Source organism: Thalassobacillus devorans, assembly GCF_011761345.1.
In the GTDB taxonomy this organism is placed as follows: Bacteria; Bacillota; Bacilli; order Bacillales; family Halobacillaceae; genus Thalassobacillus; species Thalassobacillus devorans.
In genome coordinates, this window is sequence record NZ_JAASRY010000001.1 from 893809 (window position 1) to 914451 (window position 20643).

Genomic DNA, 20643 nt, shown 5'->3' on the forward strand with positions numbered 1-20643 from the left:
CTTGAGTAAAAAAAGCCAGCCGAGAGCCATGCCTGATATTTTGTTGATGGTTGGTATCATATCTTTGCTTACTATCGGAGTTATTATGGTATACAGTTCGTCCAGCATTTGGGCGAGCTATAAATTCAATGATTCATTCTTCTTTGCAAAGCGGCAGATTTTATTTGCCGGAGCAGGTGTGTTGGCCATGTTTTTTATAGCAAGGGTGCCTTATCTTTTTTGGAGGACCCATGCCAAAAAGCTCCTGATCATCTGTTTTATCTTTTTAATTGCTGTCTTGATCCCTGGAATAGGGATGGTAAGGGGAGGGGCACAAAGCTGGATTGGTGTCGGAGCTTTCAGTATCCAGCCGTCTGAGTTCATGAAGCTTGGTTTAATCATTTTCCTGGCCAAGTTCCTTTCTGAACGGCAAAAGTATATCACTTCCTTCCAACAAGGCTTTCTGCCAGCTTTAAGCCTGGTGCTTGTCGCGTTTGGATTAATTATGCTCCAGCCTGACTTAGGGACGGGAGTCGTGTTAGTTGGAACGTGTATGCTGATGATTTTTGTGTCTGGGGCGAGGTGGGCTCATTTTGTTGGCTTAGGGCTGCTCGGCCTGGCCGGATTTGTCGCATTAATCGCATCAGCGCCTTACCGGATCAAGCGGATAACCGCCTTTCTGAATCCATGGGAAGATCCATTGGGGAGCGGGTTTCAAATTATCCAATCGCTCTATGCCATCGGGCCCGGCGGGCTGATGGGGCTTGGGCTTGGACAAAGCTTGCAAAAATTCTTCTACCTGCCTGAACCACAGACCGATTTTATATTCGCCATTCTGGCAGAAGAATTAGGGTTTCTTGGCGGTGCGTTCGTCCTGGCCTTGTTCCTGCTGGTGCTGTGGCGCGGAATCCGTGTTGCTTTATATGCACCTGACCTGTATGGTACCCTTCTTGCCCTTGGCATCGTAGGAATGATATCGATCCAAGTGATGATCAATATCAGTGTAGTAACCGGGCTTATTCCTGTTACCGGGATTACCCTCCCGTTTCTAAGTTATGGCGGGTCTTCCTTAACGTTGACCTTATGCTCTGTCGGCATCCTGCTAAGCGTCAGCCGCTATTCAAAACTGTAAGGACACTCTTTGAAAATGCTTTTATTAAACCAATGGAATGTCAATTCCGAATTTCATTTGTACAATTAAAGCTCCCTTTAATGGAAGACTCAGTTTCAAGATAAGCTGTTTCCGTTACGGTAGTAACGGTAGGCAGGTCCGGGAAATCACTCGCTTTCCATGGGCGCACGGTGAGCTTCCTCAGGCTTCGCCTTGAGGGATCTCACCGCTCATGTTCATCCCGCAGGACTTTGAATAAGCTTCTTGAAAAACACCGCACGAAGGAAATGCGTAGCATTTTCGAGGAGTCTCACCGTTTTCTCAACCACCATACGTTTGTAGTTTCTCGAAACTTCGATCAGAAATAGAGCGCTTTTGGAACAGAAAGTACGGTCAACTTACCATTGTCATAGGATTCTCGTCACAAAATATGTCTGGACTTTCCAAACACGATTTCGAGTATCTTATATGGCAAGGGACGTGGGGGAACGGGGAGACTCCTAGGGGAAAAGAGTGCCAGGTGAAACCCCGCAGAGCGTTAGCTCGAGGAGGCTCAACGAACTCCCGTGGAAAGCGACTCGTGCCCCCACGCCCCGCTCCTCCAACCAATATCTCGAAATCAAGCCTTCGACTTTTCGGCCCATTAGTTGAAGATCTTTTTTATGGTAAATCAGCAACAAGAGCTTACATTCGTTGAAAATTTTGATTAATTCGTAGTTGAACAGTCAGAGATTTTTTGCCAAAGCCGTACTATGTGAATGGGCATAGTTGCGGCTTTTTTCTGTATTAAAAGCTGAAAATAAAAGCATCATTAAAAAATCTGAAGTTTTTGCAACAGGGAGTCACAAAACGTAGGCTAACATGATAAAATGAAGGGGTGGATATATGTTTAATCGCTTTTCCGAGCGGGAACATGCAAACGGGTCTGAAAGGTGCTGGCCTTGACAGGCTGTTGAAAGCATCTTTAACAGCCCAGGCTTCATTGCTTTGGAATGCCCCCGTTTTTTTGAATGGAAAAGCAGTTGGCAACAATTATTTCCAAAAGTTAAAAATAACCGGAAGATGGATAGAAACTGTTGTATGATAAAGATATAACGAGCTAGCAGGAATGACTTTTCCTACATAGTATCCCATCTTCCCTGATATTGAACGATGTTAAGGGGAAATCATCATTATGGAGAAAAAAAATATTGTTTCCATTGAAGATCGTATTCCGAAGCTGAAACAGGCCAGGAAGAAGAAAGCGAACAGGCGCTTGATCTTTTATTTGACGATTTTGTTCTTGTTGATTGCCATCGTTGTTTATTTACAGTCCCCCCTTAGCCATGTGAAGCAAGTCACCGTAAAAGGAAATGTCCATGTTTCCGATGAGGAAATCAAAGAAATGAGTCATGTAACTGGAAAAGATAATTTCTGGAAAGTGGACAAGCAACAGGTAGAAACCAGTGTAAAAGGACATCCGGAAATTACAAAAGTCCGGGTAGCCAGAGACTTTCCGAACACGATTACCATCCAGGTGGACGAATATGACCGTGTAGGCTACGTTAGAGTGGACGGAAGCTATTATCCGATTTTGGAAAACGGCAAGCGGCTGGACTCTTATGAACTGCGAGTGACAAATGGTGACGCACCGCTTTTGCTTGACTTTGATAAAGCAACCTATCTGGAGGAAATGTCCAAGGAACTGCGAGAGCTTCCATCGAGTGTCGCGAATTTGATTTCTGAAATCCATTGGACACCAACAGATGACAATCCATTTCAAATTAAGCTTTATATGAATGATGGGTATGAGGTACAAGGGACGATCAGGAATTTTTCAAAGAAAATGAGAGCATATCCGTCAATCGTTACGCAGTTAAGTCCCGAAGATAAAGGGATTATTCATATCGATGTCGGTGCTTACTTTGAATCCTATTCCGACACAGAGCAGGAAGGTTCTTCTGAAGAAGAAAGCAACGGGGAAGATCAACAGGGAGAGAATGAAGATGAAGCTCAGGGGTAAGCATGTTATTCTCGCTTTCGTCCTATTAGTAACCGGCTTTCTAGTCTCTTACAGCTATACACAAGCCGACGAGAGCTCCCAAATGGTAAAACTTGCTGATCGTACATGGGAGAAGGAATACTACTATCGAAAGCAACTGTTGGATTTAGAATCCAAGAACAAAGAACTAAGGGAAGAATTGCAAACGAAAACAGAAGCAGTTCAGACTTATGAAGATGGTCTGGCTGCGAACGAGCAGCAAATTGCAGATTTTGTCGAACGGAAGAAAAGACTTCAGATGCTTACTGGACAATTGCCTGTAAAGGGGCCTGGATTGAGTGTGACTCTAAAGGATGCAGCATATATTCCAAGTGAAGAGCATGCCAATAATTATATCGTCCATGAACCTCACATCCATCAAGTAGTAAACGAATTAAAGAGTGCCGGTGCTAAGGCAATCGCGATTAATGGGCAGCGATACGTCAGCAACAGCTATTTCGCCTGTACAGGCCCGGTCATCACAATAGATGGCGTCCAGCACCCCGCACCGTTCGTGATTACAGCGATTGGTGATCCTGATGTATTGTTTTCCAGTTTATCTTTGAAAAATGGAGTAGTTGATCAGCTTGTTACTGATAACATTGAAGTAGAGCTGGAAAAGTCAGCGGAAATCCAAATGGATGCCAGGCTTTCGAGTGAAGGGTGATTTTATTGAGTAAACGAACGAAATGGCTCATGTCATTAATTTTTGCCCTGGTTGGCTTCATGCTGGCAATCCAGTTTCAAACAGCCTCTTCCGAACCTGAGTTCCGCGATACACGTGATCAGTGGGAGGTCAGACAGGCACTGCAGGAGCAACAGAAACTCCAGCAGGAATTACTGGAGCAAATCGCTCAGGCTGACCGAACGCTTGAAGAGTATGGAGAAGTATCGGACGCTGAAAAACTGGAAACTTTAAAGTCCTCGATTCATCAATTAGAGCAGGAGGCTGGTTTAGCAGAGTTGGAAGGCAGTGGAATCATCATTACACTTGCTCCTATTTTCCAGGAGTGGGAAGAAGGCGCTCCAGCTTATCCTACTGTCAGCCCCTCTCTGTTGACGCATTTGATCAATGAATTGAATACTTTTGGAGCTACAGGGATTGGGGTAGGGGAGGAGCGATTCATCAGTATATCGCCTGTCCGTAATGTAAATGGAGAGACTTATATTAATAACCGCCCAATGCCTCCTTTGCCAATAACGATAAAGGTCATTACCAGTAATCCCAAAAAGATGATGGATTACGTCAATGCGAGTCGCTCCAGAGATATGTTCGCCCTTGATCAGATTGCCATGGAAGTGGAGGCAGGACAGCATATAGAGCTTCCGGGTTATGAAGATAACCTTCAGGTAGACATACTCGAGCTGGATAGAAGTAAAGAAACAGGTGAAGATTAATGTGGCTGCCATTTGCTTTTTTAATCATCGGAGTTATCCTGGGTCTGTTAACAGATTTGCGGGTACCGGACGCTTATACCGATTACTTGACCATAGCGGTTCTTGCCGCTTTTGATACGCTATTAGGCGGAATAAGGGCACAATTAGAAAAGAAATTCGAGGATATCGTGTTTTTGACTGGGTTCTTTACCAATGTATCTCTTGCTGCCTTGTTAGCATTCCTGGGAGTGCAACTGGGTATTGACTTGTATCTTGCAGCAGTATTTGCATTTGGTGTACGCTTATTCCAAAATATAGCGATCATCCGAAGACATCTCATCAATCAAACAATCAACTCTAGAAAACTGAAAAAAAATCCGGAAAAATAAGAGGAATATCACATCTATCTGTGGAAACAGAACATGAATTGATTCTATTTCCATATTTCTGAGTGGAAAGAACCATATAGTATATCAATCTATTTACGAAACGGGAAATGGATTGTATTTTCTTCTTATATTCGATAATATTTGAACTATTCATATGCCTTTAGTGCAGGAGGTGCATCGCTTTTGAATCAGAATGAAATATTAGTAAGCTTAGATATTGGAACCACGCGGATTAAAGTGATCATCGGGGAAATCCTGAATGATTCCCTGAACATCATCGGCGTAGGTACCGCTAAATCAAAAGGAATGAAAAAAGGAGCAATTGTAGATATCGATCAGACTGTCCAGTCCATCCGCTCAGCTGTCGAACAGGCGGAAAGAATGGTCGATATGAAAATAGATCGCGTCGTCGTAGGTGTCAATGGTAACCATATTCAGCTCCAGCCATGTCATGGTGTGGTCGCTGTTTCCAGTGATGACCGTGAAATCGGCGATGAAGATATAAAACGTGTCATTGACGCAGCACAAGTGATTTCGATACCGCCGGAAAGAGAAATCATCGACGTCATTCCTAAACAGTTCATCGTGGACGGCCAGGACGAAATTACAGACCCACGAGGTATGATTGGCGTCCGTCTGGAAATGGAAGGTACGATCATCACTTGTTCGAGAACAGTGCTACATAACTTGTTGAAGTGTGTGGAAAGAGCTGAACTGCAAGTGCTGGATATCTGCCTTCAGCCTTTGGCTGCAGGTACAGTAGCGTTATCAGATGATGAAAAAAATCTTGGGGTCGCTTTAATCGATATTGGAGGAGGCAGTACCACTGTTTCTGTATTTGAGGATGGGCACCTGAAAGGTACAAGTATGACGGCTTTGGGGGGAGATAACATTACGAAAGATCTCTCCATCGGGCTTCGGACTTCCACAGAAGAGGCTGAGGAAATTAAAGTGGAACATGGCCATGCATTTTTTGATGATGCGCGTGAAGAGGAACAATTTGAAGTGACGATTATCGGAAGTAATCGAAAACAAACATTCAATCAATTGCAAATTTCTGATATGATTGAAGCTAGACTAGAAGAGATTTATGTGTTTGCCGCTCAAGAGATTCACAGAATGGGCGTTAAAGATTTGCCTGGAGGTTTCGTTCTGACAGGAGGTTCGATGAGCATGCCTGGTGTAATGGAACTTGCCCAGGATATCTTCCATGCCAATGTCCGTCTCGCTATTCCGGATTATATCGGGGTTCGCGAACCGCAATTCACCAGTGGTGTCGGAATCTTGCAATTCGCTTATCGTAATGCGAAAATACAAGGAAAAGAGATTTTTCCATCTGTCCAGGCGGTGGATGCTCAACAGCCTAGGCCGAAGAAACAGAAAAGAAGTACGGCAAAGCAACAAGAGCAGCAAGAGAAACCTGTAAAAGAAGAAAAAGAGAAAAAGGAATCAGGGATATCCAATCTACTGAAATACTTTTTCGACTAAACAACGTTTCCTTCATAACTGACGAATGGAAGCTGAAATAAGTCTCGTAATCTTTGAACTGGGAGGAACGAAAAATGTTAGATTTTGATACAAGCATGGACCAATTAGCAACGATAAAAGTTATTGGGGTTGGTGGCGGCGGAAGTAACGCTGTCAACCGTATGATCGAACACGGAGTACAAGGTGTAGAATTTATTGCAGTCAACACGGATGCTCAGGCATTAAACCTGTCCAAAGCAGAAGTGAAGATGCAAATTGGCGGCAAGCTGACCCGCGGTCTTGGGGCAGGTGCCAACCCGGAAGTAGGTAAAAAGGCTGCTGAAGAAAGCAAAGAGCAGCTGGAGGAAGCCTTGCAAGGTGCTGACATGGTATTTGTCACAGCTGGTATGGGCGGCGGAACTGGTACTGGTGCAGCGCCTGTAATTGCTCAAGTGGCAAAAGAACTAGGCGCGTTGACCGTAGGTGTCGTTACTCGTCCATTCACTTTTGAAGGGCGTAAGCGTTCCGTACAGGCGACAGGCGGTATTGATGGGCTGAAAAGTGCCGTTGACACGCTCATCGTCATTCCGAATGACCGTCTATTGGAAATCGTCGACAAGAACACCCCAATGCTTGAAGCCTTCCGTGAAGCGGATAATGTGCTTCGTCAAGGTGTACAAGGTATCTCTGACTTGATTGCAGTCCCAGGGCTGATCAATGTTGACTTTGCAGACGTTAAAACCATAATGATGGATAAAGGGTCTGCTTTGATGGGAATTGGAATTGCAACTGGTGAAAGCCGTGCGGTTGAAGCCGCTAAAAAAGCGATATCTTCTCCATTGCTGGAAACATCCATCGATGGTGCCCATGGCGTGCTGATGAATATCACGGGCGGATCAAACCTGAGCCTTTATGAAGTACAGGAAGCTGCAGATATTGTAACTTCTGCTGCCGACCAGGAAGTAAACGTCATCTTCGGTTCCGTTATTAATGAAAATCTAAAAGATGAAATCGTTGTTACCGTTATTGCGACAGGATTTGATGAAGCTCAATTGAGCCAAAGCCAGTCCAAGCAGCGTCCAAACGTGAGTCAAATGGGCGGCGGTGTAAACCAGCAGCCACAACAGCCGGATCGCCTGGAAAGAAGAAGAGAGGAACCTCGCCATCAGGAAATGCCATCCCAGCAACGAGGTGGACAAGGTGCCCAGGAAGAAGACACCCTGGATATTCCTACCTTCCTTCGTAACAGAAACCGTAGAAGATAACTAATATAATAAAGAGGATGAATGTCAAAAATCTTCTTTAATATGAGTCAACCCACGAAGACTTCTGTTTTCTTCGTGGGTTTTTTCAGCTTGTAGAGAAACTCCTGTTTTTCTACAAGCTTTTTTTATTGAAAAATACTTCCATTAAACCTTCCAATTGCTGAATACTCAGTTTCGAGAGAAACTGTTTCCGTTACGGTGGTAAGTGTTTGGAGCTCCGGGAAATCACTCGCTTTCCATGGGCGTACGGTGAGCTTCCTCGGGCTAAAGATCCTCCCATTGGACTTTTAAAAAGCTTCTTGAATAGACACCGCACGAAGGAAATGCGTAGCATTTACAAGGAGTATCGCAATTTCCCGGACCTCCTTGTGTTTATATGAGAAACGGAAACATTGGTATATGGTTCTAGTGAGCTACGCATGAAATATAAGCTTAAAACGGCACCTTTGTTGAATAAGTGTTTTACGAAAATCAATAACATTGTTTAACAGCGTCTATTATTTAAAAGAAAAAGTGTTAGAAAAAAATAGCTTACGGATTCGACAGAGCATAAGCTGACAATTCCGAGTGGTTGTCATTAATGAACGACAAATTCGGCTAAAAAAAGTCTTCCAATCCCATCAGAAAGTGACAGACTTTTAGGAACAGCATGTCTTATACTTGAAATCACCATTCAATAGAAAAGGAGAAAGAGGTGATGATCTATCTTGATGCCGTATGGCTCCTTAATTTTTTAGTTGATGGAATGATTCTGATTATTACACAGGCAGTCACAAAGTCCTATGCTTCTATGAAACGAATGATGTTCGCTGCATTAATAGCCTCCTTTATTGTACCGTTAACTATTTTTTTCCCAAATTCCTGGCTGGTCTCTCCCCTGGGAAAATTCACCTATTCGATACTCATTGTTCTGGCAGCCTTTCCATATAAATCATTGCGCCTTTATATGCGTAATCTGACCACTTTTTACTTTGTGACATTTGCGATCGGGGGTACGATGTTTGCCAGTCATTTCTTTTTGAATATGAATGTGCAGATGGCGACTTCAGGTATTGTGACGTTTTCGACAGGATACGGGGATCCAATTAGCTGGTTGTTTGTCATCATTGGCTTTCCGGCAGCATGGTGGTTTACAAAGCAAAGACTGGAACGGATTGCTGTCCTGAAATTGAAATATGAAGAAATTTATGAAGTGGTGTTGGAATGGAACGGTAAAAAAACAGTATCAACGGGTTTAGTTGACAGCGGAAATCAGTTGGTTGATCCATTGACGAAAAAACTTGTCTTTCTTGGTGATGAGGAAGTATTTCAAGCTTTTGTCTCGGAAGAAGAATGGACGGCACTTAAAGAAGTGGAAGAAACTTTCGACATTAATGGAATTCCTGAATCCCTGCAGGATAGTGTTCACTTTGTCCCTTATCAAGGTGCTGGAGGAGAAAGGAAATTGATGCTTGCTATCCAATTAAGCAAGATCGAATTAGTCAGTGAAGGGAAAAACATATGCATGCATGCTCCGCTGCTCGGGATGCAATTCGGAAAAATGACCGATGATGACAGCTATCATGTACTTCTTCATCCGGAGATGATGCAAAAAGGAAAAGTAGCTTAAAGGAAGGAGTAATGTTATGAGCAAATGGAAGTTGAAATTACGCCTCTGGTATTATCGTATTTTATTAAAATTAGGATTTAAGACCAATGAAATATACTACATAGGAGGAAGCGAAGCGCTTCCTCCTCCATTATCCAGAGAAGAAGAGGCAGAGCTCCTGAAACGGCTGCCTAAAGGGGATAAGGCTGCCAGAGCAATGCTGATTGAACGGAATCTTCGACTGGTCGTTTATATTGCCCGGAAGTTTGAAAATACAGGGTTAAACATTGAGGATTTGATTAGTATTGGTACGATTGGCCTCATCAAAGCGGTGAATACGTTCAATCCCGAAAAGAAAATCAAACTTGCCACTTATGCCTCCCGATGTATCGAAAATGAAATTTTGATGCATTTAAGAAAGAGTAATAAGTTGAAATCTGAGGTTTCTTTTGATGAACCCTTGAATGTAGATTGGGATGGAAACGAACTACTGTTGTCCGATATTCTTGGAACGGAGGAAGACATCATTACGAAAGACCTTGAAGACAAGGTTGACAAACGGCTATTAAAGAAAGCGCTGGAACAGCTGAACGACCGTGAAAAGCAGATCATGGAACTGCGTTTCGGGTTAGTCGATAAAGAAGAGAAGACACAGAAAGATGTGGCAGATATGCTTGGTATTTCACAATCCTATATTTCCAGGCTTGAGAAAAAAATTATTAAAAGATTGAAACGTGAATTCAACAAGATGGTATAGCACTTTCAAGGACTTTTCCGAACGTATATTCTTATATAAGCGAATTTAGCTAATGCATATTATTCCCAGCCCGGGGAGATACTGAATTTTGAATAGCTTCCTGGGAGGGTTTAATACCGTGACTAGACATAAAGTTGAAATATGTGGTGTAGATACATCTAAGCTTCCAGTACTTAAAAACGATGAAATGCGTGTATTATTTAAACGAATGCAAAGCGGAGACCAATCTGCCAGGGAGGAGCTAGTCAATGGCAACCTGCGTCTTGTGCTGAGTGTCATCCAACGCTTCAATAACCGCGGTGAATATGTCGATGATTTGTTCCAGGTTGGATGTATTGGTCTAATGAAATCGATTGATAACTTTGATTTAAGTCATAACGTGAAATTCTCTACTTACGCTGTTCCGATGATTATTGGAGAAATACGAAGGTATTTACGGGACAACAACCCGATCCGTGTTTCTCGCTCGCTTCGTGATACTGCGTATAAAGCGTTACAGATGCGGGAAAAACTGATCAGTGAACGGTCAAAGGATCCGGCGCCGGCTGAAATAGCTAAGGAAATGGGAGTTCCACACGAAGATGTTGTGTTTGCTATGGATGCCATCCAGGACCCGGTTTCGTTATTTGAACCAATCTATAATGATGGCGGAGATCCGATTTTTGTGATGGATCAGTTGAAGGATGAAAAGCATAAAGATTCGGTCTGGCTGGATGAACTCTCGCTAAGAGAAGGCATGAAACGGTTGAATGAGCGGGAAAAAATGATTTTGACGAAGCGTTTCTTCCAGGGAAAAACCCAGATGGAAGTAGCAGAAGAAATCGGCATCTCCCAAGCTCAGGTTTCTCGTCTTGAAAAAGCAGCTATCAAAGAAATGAACACGACGATGTTCGAATAATGCCAGGTTAAAAAGAAAATAAGTTCCAACATCTTTTAGTTCAGTTTTGGTGTACGCCAAAACTGAACTTTTTTTGTGTAATCAAACTGCTGTGTGTAATGGAAACCACTGATACGTGTGCCCACAAAAGACCACCAGATAAAAATCAGCAGTACCTTTACTTAGTTTGTCGCCAACTACTTATGGCGAAAGTCTTGGTATTTTCTTATACCTTCATACTGAAACAAAATTAAACTTTCCTAAAGTATAAAAAACTATCCATGTAATCAGCGTTTCTTACATAGTATGTAACAAGGAAGGTGATAGGATATGATGATTTCAGAATTACAATTGAAGGATATCATCGCTCTCGAAACGGGAGAAAGGCTCGGTCAAATCGCTGATTTAGATATAGATGTGAACACTGGCAAAGTTATTGCAATTATAATTACGCTAAAAGGGAAAATGATGGGGCTATTCGGAAAAGATGAAGAGGCGGTGATTCCCTGGGATCAGATTATTAACATTGGCACAGATGTGATTCTGGTAAAAAAACCTTTTGCACTTCCACCTCAATCGACAAATGAGATAGAATAATGGAATTATAACAAGAAATGTGACTGGTAATGTGGTAAAATATAGGGCAACTGAGGTGGTAATATGACAGAACCGTTTTCGCATAAAGAGGATAGGGTATTCGTAATAGAAGACTGGATGCAGGCTCACCCTAAGTTGCAGGCTGGTTTTACGAGCAGGAAAGGCGGCGTCAGCGCGCCGCCGTATGCCAGTTTCAATCATGGACTGCATGTTAACGATAAGGAAGAAGACGTCATCGCCAATCGCGGGCTTCTTGCTTCTTCCACGGCTATACCGTTAAACAACTGGGTGATTGGTGAACAAGTCCATGGTACAGAAGTCGCTGTTGTCAAGCGAACAGATGGCGGAAAAGGAGCATGGGAACAAGGGACTTCTGTTAAAGGTTGTGATGGCCTGATAACTAATATCTCTGGTTTATTATTGGCAGCCTTTTTTGCTGATTGTGTGCCGTTATATTTCCATGCCCCTGCTGCAGGATGGGTTGGAATCGCCCATGCTGGCTGGAAAGGGACAGTAAACGGAATGGCTTCTTCGATGGTGGCAGCTCTCATCAATGAAGGAGCATCGAGAGAAGATATTCAAGTGACCATCGGTCCTTCTATCAGTAAGAAACATTACGAAGTGGATCAAAGAGTAATCGACAACATTGAAGAACAGTATATAAAATTAGTCACAGAACCGCTTAATGATGGAAAATTCCTGTTAGATTTGAGAGAATTGAATCGACTGGTGCTAGTTGGAGCCGGCATCAAGAAACAGAACATCCGAATAACCGAGCATTGTACATACGAACAAGAAGACGTATTTTTTTCCCATCGCCGTGATAACGGGAAAACAGGCCGAATGCTTGGATTCATAGGCTTTACTGATGGAAAAGGAGACGTGTAGCATGAGTGTGGAATCAAAATGGCAGGAAATTCAAACAAACATCGCAGAAGCTTGCAATAGTTGTGGCAGAGATCTAAAAGAAATTACCGTCGTTGCTGTAACCAAATATGTAACGGTTGAAAGAGCCAGAGAAGCTTTGGCAGCCGGAATCATAGACCTTGGTGAAAACAGGATGACAGGTTTTTTGGAAAAGTATGAAGCAATAGGTGATGATGCCAGGTGGCATTTCATTGGTTCGTTGCAATCACGGAAAGTAAAAGAAATCATTCGCGAGGTGGATTACATTCATTCGTTAGACCGGAAATCATTGGCGAAGGAAATCAACAAACGTGCCGAAAGCCCGGTTTCCTGTTATGTGCAAGTGAATGTAAGCGGCGAAGAATCTAAACATGGACTAGCCCTGGATGAGGTAGAAGAATTCATCGAATGGCTGAAAGACTACCCGAATGTCCATGTAGTCGGGTTGATGACAATGGCACCACATGTAGATGATGAAGAAATGCTCCGAGGTACCTTTCGTAAGCTTCGGGCTATGCGCGACCGAATCAGGGATAAGCACTATCCGCACGCACCTTGCAAGGAGCTATCGATGGGGATGAGTAATGATTATAAGCTGGCGATTGAAGAAGGTGCCACCTGCATCCGGCTTGGCTCCAGCCTGGTAGGCTGATATCAAAATTATTGAGGTGATGGAGAGATGAGTATGAAAAATAAATTCAAATCATTTTTTACCTTAGACGATGAATATGAATATATGGAAGAAGAAGTGGAAGAATCGAACAAAGGTCAGCAAGTAAGTCAACCGCAGAATTATCCAGAACAAAAAGCAAAAAATGTTGTCAGTTTAAAAAGTGCCCAGTCCTCTTCCCGAATGATGCTATGCGAGCCGCGCAACTACAATGAGGCTCAGGATATTGCCGATCACCTCGTGAACCGTCGTGCCGTAGTCATCAATTTACAACGGGTCGACCATCATCAGGCGAAACGGATTGTGGATTTTTTAAGCGGGACCGTATATGCTATTGGAGGGGACATTCAGAAGCTTGGAATGCAAACGTTCCTGTGTACCCCTGATAATGTGGAAATTTCCGGGTCAATTTCGGAAATATTGGCACAGGAAGATGATTTAGACAAAAGGTGGTAAGGAAATGCAGCAACTATTCGTTTTATTGACTAACGCAATACAAATTTACAGCTGGGCATTAATCATTTATATTTTTATGTCATGGTTTCCTGGAGCGAGAGAATCGAAATTCGGCCAGTTCCTGGCGAAAATATGTGAGCCGTTTTTAGAGCCGTTTCGTCGTATTATCCCGCCGCTTGGTATGATTGACATTTCGCCGATTGTTGCCATCCTGGTACTTAATTTTGCAAATATGGGATTGCGGGAACTATATATTATGCTTATGTAAAACTTACATCGACCAACAAAGCTGCCACCGGCGGCTTTTCTTTTGCTATTTACATAGTGGTTAATAGTTTTTACTGGACTCCCTAAATCAAGTAAAGCTCCCATTAACTGAAGGCTCAGTTTCAAGATTGTTGGGGCCGTTACCATGAGAGAAAAGGGATGGGCTGGGAAACGACTCGCTTTCCTGCGGGGGACCTGGCAAGCTTCCTCGGGCTAAAGCCCTGCGGGATCTCGCCTAGCCCCTTCTCCCGCGGGAGTCTCCCCGCTTCCATGCCCATCCAACCATTTTTGTGATAAACGGACCCTTCATAAGAGAAAGATTGTACAGCTCAAACCTTCATCTAAATGCATTTACAAAGGATGTACAAGCAAAAACATCTTCTTTTTATAATGGTAGGTGAGGTCCTAAAAGTTTGATTTCGAGAACTTTTTATGGCAAGGGGGAGTGGGGGAACGACGAGACTCCTGTGGGATACGCGGGTTAGATGAGACCCCGCAGAGCGTCAGCTCGAGGAGGCTCATCACTCGCCCACGGAAAGCGAGTTGTTCCCCAACGACCCTCCCCTCACACGATATCTCGAAATCAAGTCTTCGACTTTCCGGCCCTTTTGTTGAATAAGTTTTTAAGAGAGCTTAGTTTAATCATGCAGTCTGGTTTTATAATTTTAGAGTGGAGAGATAGAAATGGAGATTTATCAGCATTTTCGTAAAGAAGAACAGCCATTTATCGATCAAGTAATATCCTGGCAAGAGGAAGTCGGCCGCAATTTTCAAAGTAAGCTGACCGATTTTCTCGATCCAAGGGAGCAGTTCATTTTCGAGAGCCTGCTTGGTAATCACCCGGACTTCACCTGGAAGCTCTTTGGTGGAAATGAGGAGGCGGAACGCGAGCGTGCTATTCTTGCCCCTTATTATGAAGAGATCGAACCGGAGCACTTTGATCTAACGTTGCTTGAGGCATCCTATCCAGAGAAATTCGTTACGCTCTCCCATCCGGACGTCCTTGGTGCGTTTATGAGTTTAGGAATCAAGCGGAAAAAACTGGGGGATCTAGTGGTGAAAGACGGGGTTGTTCAAATCATCGTAGCAAGTGAAATTGCTGATTATGTACGAATGAATCTGGAGGGGATCAAGAAAGCATCCGTGCAGTTTCAGGAAGCACCTTTTGACCGTATGCTCTCCAGCGATGAAGAATGGGAGCAGGTGGACACTACAGTCTCCTCCCTTCGTCTGGATACGGTTGTTAAAGAAATCTACCGGATGTCCCGCCAAAAAGCTGCATTATTCATAGATAAAAGCCAGGTAAAAGTGAATTTTCGTATTGTTGAAGATCCATCATTCAAGCTGGAAGCAGGGGACATGATCTCGATACGTGGAAAAGGGCGCAGCAAATTGGAAGACGTCTTAGGCACAACCAAAAAAGATAAATACAAAGTCGTCATCTCCCGGCTAAAATAAACCACCGGACAAGCAGGAATCTGAAAAGTTTTGTCGAAATGGGAATATAACTCGAAAAAATGTCCGATACTTTGAGGAGGTGGCTGGTGTGCCATTAACACCATTGGATATCCATAATAAAGAATTCACACGCGGTTTCAGGGGTTATGATGAAGACGAAGTCAATGAGTTCCTCGAACAGGTCATCAAAGACTACGAATTGGTCATTCGTGATAAGAAAGCGCTTGAAGAGAAAATGGAGCAGCTGAATGAACGCCTGGGACATTTCACAAATATCGAAACAACCCTGAATAAATCCATCCTGGTAGCTCAGGAAACAGCTGAAGAAGTGAAAAACAATGCCAGTAAGGAATCGAAGCTGATTGTGAAGGAAGCAGAGAAGAACGCGGACCGGATCATCAATGAAGCCTTGCAAAAGTCTCACCGGATTGCCATTGAAGTAGAAGAACTTAAAAAGCAGGCCAAAGTCTTCCGTACACGTCTGCGGATGCTCGTTGAAGCCCAGCTGGATATGATTGATACGGATGATTGGGATCATGTGTTTGAAACAGAAATTGACGAAAAGGTCGATGGTAAAAAAGAGATGGTAGAAAAATAGCCTTGACGTATGCAGTAATATTACATATAATTCATTAACATGAAATATTTCCTGCAGCAACTGAATATATAACGATAAACGATGACAGGGAAAGTACACAAGCCCGCTTGCAGCTTAAGCGATCCAGGGATGGTGAAAGCCTGGAGCAGCGTCTTGAAGGAAGATCACCCTTGAGTTTTCCATTCGAAAAGCAATGAGTAGAGATGGACGCTTTATCCACGATACGGATCAACAGAGCGGAATCGGCATGTTTAAAAGCCGGTTCTACAAGGGTGGTACCGCGAGATCCTCTCGTCCCTTTTGGGATGTGAGGGTCTTTTTTATATTTTTAAATAGAAAGACTGAGGCTTTTCTCCATTAAGGCAGGGCGACAAGCAAAGTTTATCTAGCATACACACAGAAAGAGTAAGGAGGAAATGGAAGTGAATTATAAAGACACATTACGTATGCCAAAGACCGATTTCCCAATGCGTGGAAACCTTCCGAACCGCGAACCGAAGATGCAAGAGCGCTGGGAAGAAATGAACATATATGAAAAGGTGCAGCAACGAACCGAAGGACGCCCGTTATTTGTCCTTCATGATGGCCCTCCATATGCAAATGGGGATTTGCACATGGGCCATGCATTGAATAAATCCCTGAAAGATTTTATTGTTCGTTATAAATCAATGGCAGGATATCACGCACCATATGTGCCAGGCTGGGATACACATGGACTGCCGATTGAAACGGCACTTACCAAAAAGAAGAAGGTCGACCGCAAAAAAATGTCCGTCGCGGAGTTCCGCCAGAAGTGTGCGGACTATGCTATGGGACAACTGGACAATCAGCGTAAAGAATTTAAGCGCATGGGCGTACGCGGTGACTGGGATAATCCTTATGTCACACTAAATAAAGATTATGAAGCTGAGCAGATCAAAGTCTTTGGAGAAATGGCTAAAAAAGAGTATATCTACAAAGGACTGAAGCCTGTCTATTGGTCTCCTTCCTCCGAATCAGCACTTGCTGAAGCGGAAATTGAGTACCAGGATAAGCGTTCTCCTTCTATCTATGTATCATTCCGGGTCAAAGATGGTAAAGAGTTGTTTGGCGGGGATGAAAAATTCATTATCTGGACGACAACCCCATGGACGATTCCATCTAACCTTGCGATTGCTTTGAACCCGGCTTATAACTATGTCGTTGTAAAAGCCGGCGAAAATAAATTTGTAATTGCAGAAGACTTGCTGGAAGATGTGGCACAGAAATTGGAATGGGAAGATTATGAAGTCGAAAAAACATTCAAAGGGAAAGAGGCAGAACATGTAACGACTCAACACCCATTCTATGACCGTGAATCTTTAGTCATTTTAGGTGACCATGTTACGACAGATGGAGGTACCGGCTGTGTCCATACAGCCCCTGGCCACGGGGAAGATGACTTCTGGGTCGGAAAACAATACGGTCTGGAAGTGCTCTGTCCTGTTGACAACAAAGGGGTATTTACAGAGGAAGCTCCAGGTTTTGAAGGAATGTTCTATGACAAAGCCAACAAACCGATTACCGAGAAACTGACAGAAGTGGGTGCATTAGAAAAACTGGAATTCATTACCCACTCCTATCCGCACGACTGGAGAACGAAAAAACCGACGATTTTCCGAGCAACTGACCAATGGTTCGCGTCGATCAAAGATTTCCGTGAAACCTTGCTGGAAGAAATTAAAAATGTAAAATGGGTACCACGATGGGGCGAAACCCGTCTCTATAACATGGTGAGAGACCGTGAAGACTGGTGTATTTCCCGTCAGCGTACATGGGGCGTTCCGATCCCTGTATTCTACGGAGAAGATGGCACCCCGATCATCACCGACGAAACAATCGACCACGTTGCTGGCCTGTTCCGGGAACACGGCTCGAATGTCTGGTTCGAACGGGAAGCAAAAGACTTGCTTCCGGAAGGCTTTACTTCTGAACATAGCCCGAACGGAGAATTCACCAAAGAAGAAGACATCATGGATGTCTGGTTCGATTCCGGATCCTCTCACCAGGCAGTATTGCATCAGCGTCCGGAGCTGCAGCGTCCGGCAGACCTTTACCTGGAAGGGTCCGACCAATATCGAGGCTGGTTTAACTCATCCCTGTCCACTTCTGTTGCTGTGACTGGAAAAGCACCATTCAAAGGGATTTTGAGTCACGGATTTGCTTTGGATGGCCATGGTCGTAAGATGAGTAAATCAATTGGGAACGTCATCCTGCCTGACAAAGTAACCAAACAACTGGGAGCGGAAATCATCCGTCTATGGGTAGCGAGCTCCGACTACCAGGCTGATGTCCGGGTATCTGATGACATTCTCAAGCAGGTTTCAGAAGTTTACCGGAAAATCCGTAACACATTCCGCTTCCTGCTCGGAAACCTTCATGATTTCGATCCATCTGCCAATACGGTGCCGGATGATCAGCTGGAAGAAGTCGACCGTTATATGAAAATGCGTCTCAACAACCTGGTCAAGAATGTCAGAGAAGCATATGATAACTATGAATTCAATGTCATTTACCATCAGGTCCACAATTTCTGTACGATCGACTTGAGCTCCTTCTACCTTGATTTTGCGAAAGATATCCTGTATATCGAAGCTCCTGATCATCCACGTAGAAGAAGTATCCAGACCGTCTACTATGAAACGCTGACAGCACTTGTGAAGCTGTTAGCTCCGATTATCCCGCATACAACGGATGAGGTGTGGGAATACCTCCCTGGTGTCAGCGAGGAAAGTGTCCAGTTGACTGATATACCGGCAGAAGTAGCTGTTATTGAAAGCGAGGAGCTTAAAGCTAAATGGGATCACTTCATGGATATTCGTGATGATGTTTTGAAAGCTTTAGAGGATGCAAGAAATGAAAAGGTCATCGGGAAATCACTGGAGGCACGTGTGACAATTGTGCCTAAGGATGAACAAACGCAAAGTGTCTTGAAGAATATCGAACACCTCCATCAGTTATTGATTGTATCCGATGCTGAGGTGGCATTGTCCCATCCAGAAGCCAAAGCATATGATCATGTCGATGTATATGTCGAGAAACATGAAGGCGATAAGTGTGAACGCTGCTGGGTAGCATCTGATAATGTTGGAGAAGATGCCGATCATCCAGAATTGTGCGTACGCTGTGCTACAGTTGTAAAAGAACATTACGAGAATTAAAAAGTCAGAAAGCCGTGTGCGCCCGCACACGGCTTTAAAATTTCATGTAAGTAACTATATCATTATTATGTAAACAAAACTTTTTTCCAGATATCACATAACAGCTACTTGTGGTACAATAATAAAATCGAATAATTATTTTGGAGGAAGTCTATGGTCTGGTATTACATAATAGTTAGCTTTGTGATCGTGCTTGATCAATGGTCAAAATGGATGGTAGTCAAGAATATGTATCTTGGAGAAACCATCACGATCATCGAAAACTTTTTTTATTTGACCTCCCACCGCAATCGCGGGGCGGCATGGGGGATTTTGCAAGGGCAGATGATTTTCTTTTATATCGTGACATTGATTGTCGTCGGAGTCATCATCTATTACATGCACCAATATGGAAAAAAATATCGATTAGCAGGGGTTGCCCTTTCTTTACTATTAGCCGGGGCAATCGGAAACTTTATTGACCGGCTAATCAGAAAAGAAGTCGTCGATTTTTTTGATTTTATTATTTTTACGTATGATTACCCGATCTTCAATATTGCAGATTCCTCGCTGGTGGTCGGAGTCATTCTTGTCATCATCGCTTCTATATTGGATGAACGTAAAAAGAAGGAGAGTACCCAAACGTGAGTAATCAATATCAAGTTACCAACCAGGATAATGGTAAACGCATCGATAAATTAATGATAGAAATCGAACCATCGGTTTCCAGGACACAGGTTCAAAGCTGGATTAAAGAGGGGCATCTGGTCGTCAATGGTGATCCAGTGAAAAGTAACTACAAGGTACAGGAAGAGGATGAAATAACCTGGGAAGTGCCTGAACCAGAACCATTAAAAATTGAAGCAGAAGATATCCCGCTAAATATCGTCTATGAAGATAAAGATGTCATCGTAGTCAACAAGCCCCGGGGAATGGTTGTCCACCCCTCTTCCGGACATCCTAATGGAACGCTGGTGAACGCTTTGCTGCATCATTGTGATGATCTTTCAGGAATCAATGGGGTAACAAGACCAGGGATTGTTCATCGGATTGATAAGGACACGAGCGGATTGTTGATGGTCGCTAAAAATGATAATGCCCACCAATCGCTTGCTGAACAATTGGCCAATAAAACCACGGATAGGAAATACGAAGCGATCGTTCATGGGGAAATCTCTCATGAATATGGTACCATTGAAGCACCGATTGGTCGTGACCCGAAGGACCGCCAGTCGATGGCAGTAGTTGAAGAAGGCAAGTCAGCCGTCACTCATTTTCAAGTACTACAGGTGTTCAAGGATTTCACCCATGTGGAATGTGTACTGGAAACAGGACGCACGCATCAAATCCGTGTGCATATGAAATATATCAATCATCCACTGGCCGGGGATCCTAAATACGGCCCTCGCAAATCCCTGCCAATTGATGGACAGGCGCTTCATGCGAGAACATTGGCCTTCAATCATCCTGTCACGAACGAGCGGATGGATTTCCATGTCGAACCACCGAGTGATTTCACCCAAATGCTCGAATTAATTAAAAAACGTAGTTGACAAACCGTCGAACGTTTGTGATAATCAATTAAAGAATTGAATATGACCTTTAAAGACAGTCCTGTGAGGCTGAAAAGGAAACGGAGCATATAATTATGTTACTCATACCCTTTTTCTGCCCTCATGCAGGAAAAGGGTTTTTAATATGCC

The 20643-nt window shown here is 43.5% G+C and carries 21 protein-coding genes and 1 other annotated feature; all 21 genes read left to right on the forward strand.

Annotated elements, in window-relative coordinates; genetic code table 11:
• Positions 1-28: 28 nt before the first annotated feature.
• The 21 genes from spoVE (at position 29) to FHS45_RS04570 (ending at position 20493) form a co-directional block, all read left to right on the forward strand.
• The gene (gene spoVE / locus FHS45_RS04470; RefSeq protein ID WP_062447910.1) at positions 29-1111 is read left to right on the forward strand and encodes a stage V sporulation protein E; all 1083 of its coding nucleotides are present in this window, start codon (positions 29-31) and stop codon (positions 1109-1111) included.
• 892 nt (positions 1112-2003) lie between these two features.
• Positions 2004-2174, forward strand: coding sequence for a hypothetical protein (locus FHS45_RS04475; protein WP_166761359.1), 171 nt, complete (start codon positions 2004-2006; stop codon positions 2172-2174).
• Between the two features lie 90 nt (positions 2175-2264).
• Positions 2265-3092 (forward strand): cell division protein FtsQ/DivIB, encoded by an 828-nt coding sequence (locus tag FHS45_RS04480; RefSeq protein ID WP_062445746.1) that lies wholly within the window; start codon positions 2265-2267, stop codon positions 3090-3092.
• Positions 3076-3777 carry a DUF881 domain-containing protein gene (locus FHS45_RS04485; RefSeq protein WP_062445747.1) on the forward strand — a complete coding sequence of 234 codons (702 nt, stop codon included), beginning with the start codon at positions 3076-3078 and terminating at the stop codon, positions 3775-3777. The genes FHS45_RS04480 and FHS45_RS04485 overlap by 17 nt, the downstream gene beginning before the upstream one ends.
• 5 nt (positions 3778-3782) lie before the next feature.
• Positions 3783-4508 carry a DUF881 domain-containing protein gene (locus FHS45_RS04490; RefSeq protein ID WP_062445748.1) on the forward strand — a complete coding sequence of 242 codons (726 nt, stop codon included), beginning with the start codon at positions 3783-3785 and terminating at the stop codon, positions 4506-4508.
• Positions 4508-4876 carry a small basic family protein gene (locus FHS45_RS04495; protein ID WP_062445749.1) on the forward strand — a complete coding sequence of 123 codons (369 nt, stop codon included), beginning with the start codon at positions 4508-4510 and terminating at the stop codon, positions 4874-4876. The genes FHS45_RS04490 and FHS45_RS04495 overlap by 1 nt, the downstream gene beginning before the upstream one ends.
• Before the next feature lie 183 nt (positions 4877-5059).
• On the forward strand, positions 5060-6364 hold the full coding sequence (gene ftsA, locus FHS45_RS04500) for a cell division protein FtsA (protein WP_062445750.1): 1305 nt from the start codon (positions 5060-5062) through the stop codon (positions 6362-6364).
• A 74-nt stretch (positions 6365-6438) separates the two neighbouring features.
• Positions 6439-7608, forward strand: a complete 1170-nt coding sequence (ftsZ, locus tag FHS45_RS04505) for a cell division protein FtsZ (protein WP_062445751.1) — start codon at positions 6439-6441, stop codon at positions 7606-7608.
• Between the two features lie 697 nt (positions 7609-8305).
• Entirely contained in the window at positions 8306-9217 is a 912-nt protein-coding gene (spoIIGA, locus tag FHS45_RS04510; RefSeq protein ID WP_062445752.1) for a sigma-E processing peptidase SpoIIGA, read from the forward strand.
• 16 nt (positions 9218-9233) lie between these two features.
• The gene (sigE, locus tag FHS45_RS04515) at positions 9234-9953 is read left to right on the forward strand and encodes an RNA polymerase sporulation sigma factor SigE (RefSeq protein ID WP_062445753.1); all 720 of its coding nucleotides are present in this window, start codon (positions 9234-9236) and stop codon (positions 9951-9953) included.
• Positions 9954-10071: 118 nt separating this feature from the next.
• The gene (gene sigG / locus FHS45_RS04520; RefSeq protein ID WP_062445754.1) at positions 10072-10851 is read left to right on the forward strand and encodes an RNA polymerase sporulation sigma factor SigG; all 780 of its coding nucleotides are present in this window, start codon (positions 10072-10074) and stop codon (positions 10849-10851) included.
• Positions 10852-11160: 309 nt separating this feature from the next.
• Positions 11161-11427 (forward strand): YlmC/YmxH family sporulation protein, encoded by a 267-nt coding sequence (locus FHS45_RS04525; protein ID WP_062445755.1) that lies wholly within the window; start codon positions 11161-11163, stop codon positions 11425-11427.
• A gap of 63 nt (positions 11428-11490) precedes the next feature.
• Positions 11491-12315 carry a peptidoglycan editing factor PgeF gene (gene pgeF / locus FHS45_RS04530; protein WP_062445756.1) on the forward strand — a complete coding sequence of 275 codons (825 nt, stop codon included), beginning with the start codon at positions 11491-11493 and terminating at the stop codon, positions 12313-12315.
• A gap of 1 nt (position 12316) precedes the next feature.
• Positions 12317-12985 (forward strand): YggS family pyridoxal phosphate-dependent enzyme, encoded by a 669-nt coding sequence (locus FHS45_RS04535; RefSeq protein ID WP_062445757.1) that lies wholly within the window; start codon positions 12317-12319, stop codon positions 12983-12985.
• 27 nt (positions 12986-13012) lie between these two features.
• Complete coding sequence (locus tag FHS45_RS04540) at positions 13013-13459, forward strand: cell division protein SepF (RefSeq protein WP_062445758.1); 447 nt, start codon at positions 13013-13015, stop codon at positions 13457-13459.
• Positions 13460-13463: 4 nt separating this feature from the next.
• Positions 13464-13727, forward strand: a complete 264-nt coding sequence (locus FHS45_RS04545) for a YggT family protein (protein ID WP_062445759.1) — start codon at positions 13464-13466, stop codon at positions 13725-13727.
• A gap of 683 nt (positions 13728-14410) precedes the next feature.
• Positions 14411-15184: a YlmH family RNA-binding protein gene (locus FHS45_RS04550; protein WP_062445760.1), complete on the forward strand. Its 774-nt coding sequence runs from the start codon at positions 14411-14413 to the stop codon at positions 15182-15184.
• A gap of 88 nt (positions 15185-15272) precedes the next feature.
• The gene (locus FHS45_RS04555) at positions 15273-15782 is read left to right on the forward strand and encodes a DivIVA domain-containing protein (protein WP_062445761.1); all 510 of its coding nucleotides are present in this window, start codon (positions 15273-15275) and stop codon (positions 15780-15782) included.
• Positions 15783-15854: 72 nt separating this feature from the next.
• Positions 15855-16084 (forward strand) — a binding site (T-box leader).
• 120 nt (positions 16085-16204) lie between these two features.
• Positions 16205-18961, forward strand: coding sequence for an isoleucine--tRNA ligase (ileS, locus tag FHS45_RS04560; protein ID WP_166761360.1), 2757 nt, complete (start codon positions 16205-16207; stop codon positions 18959-18961).
• 153 nt (positions 18962-19114) lie between these two features.
• Positions 19115-19588 (forward strand): signal peptidase II, encoded by a 474-nt coding sequence (gene lspA / locus FHS45_RS04565; protein ID WP_062445762.1) that lies wholly within the window; start codon positions 19115-19117, stop codon positions 19586-19588.
• Positions 19585-20493, forward strand: coding sequence for an RluA family pseudouridine synthase (locus FHS45_RS04570; RefSeq protein WP_082412046.1), 909 nt, complete (start codon positions 19585-19587; stop codon positions 20491-20493). The genes lspA and FHS45_RS04570 overlap by 4 nt, the downstream gene beginning before the upstream one ends.
• The last annotated feature ends 150 nt before the right edge of the window (positions 20494-20643 follow it).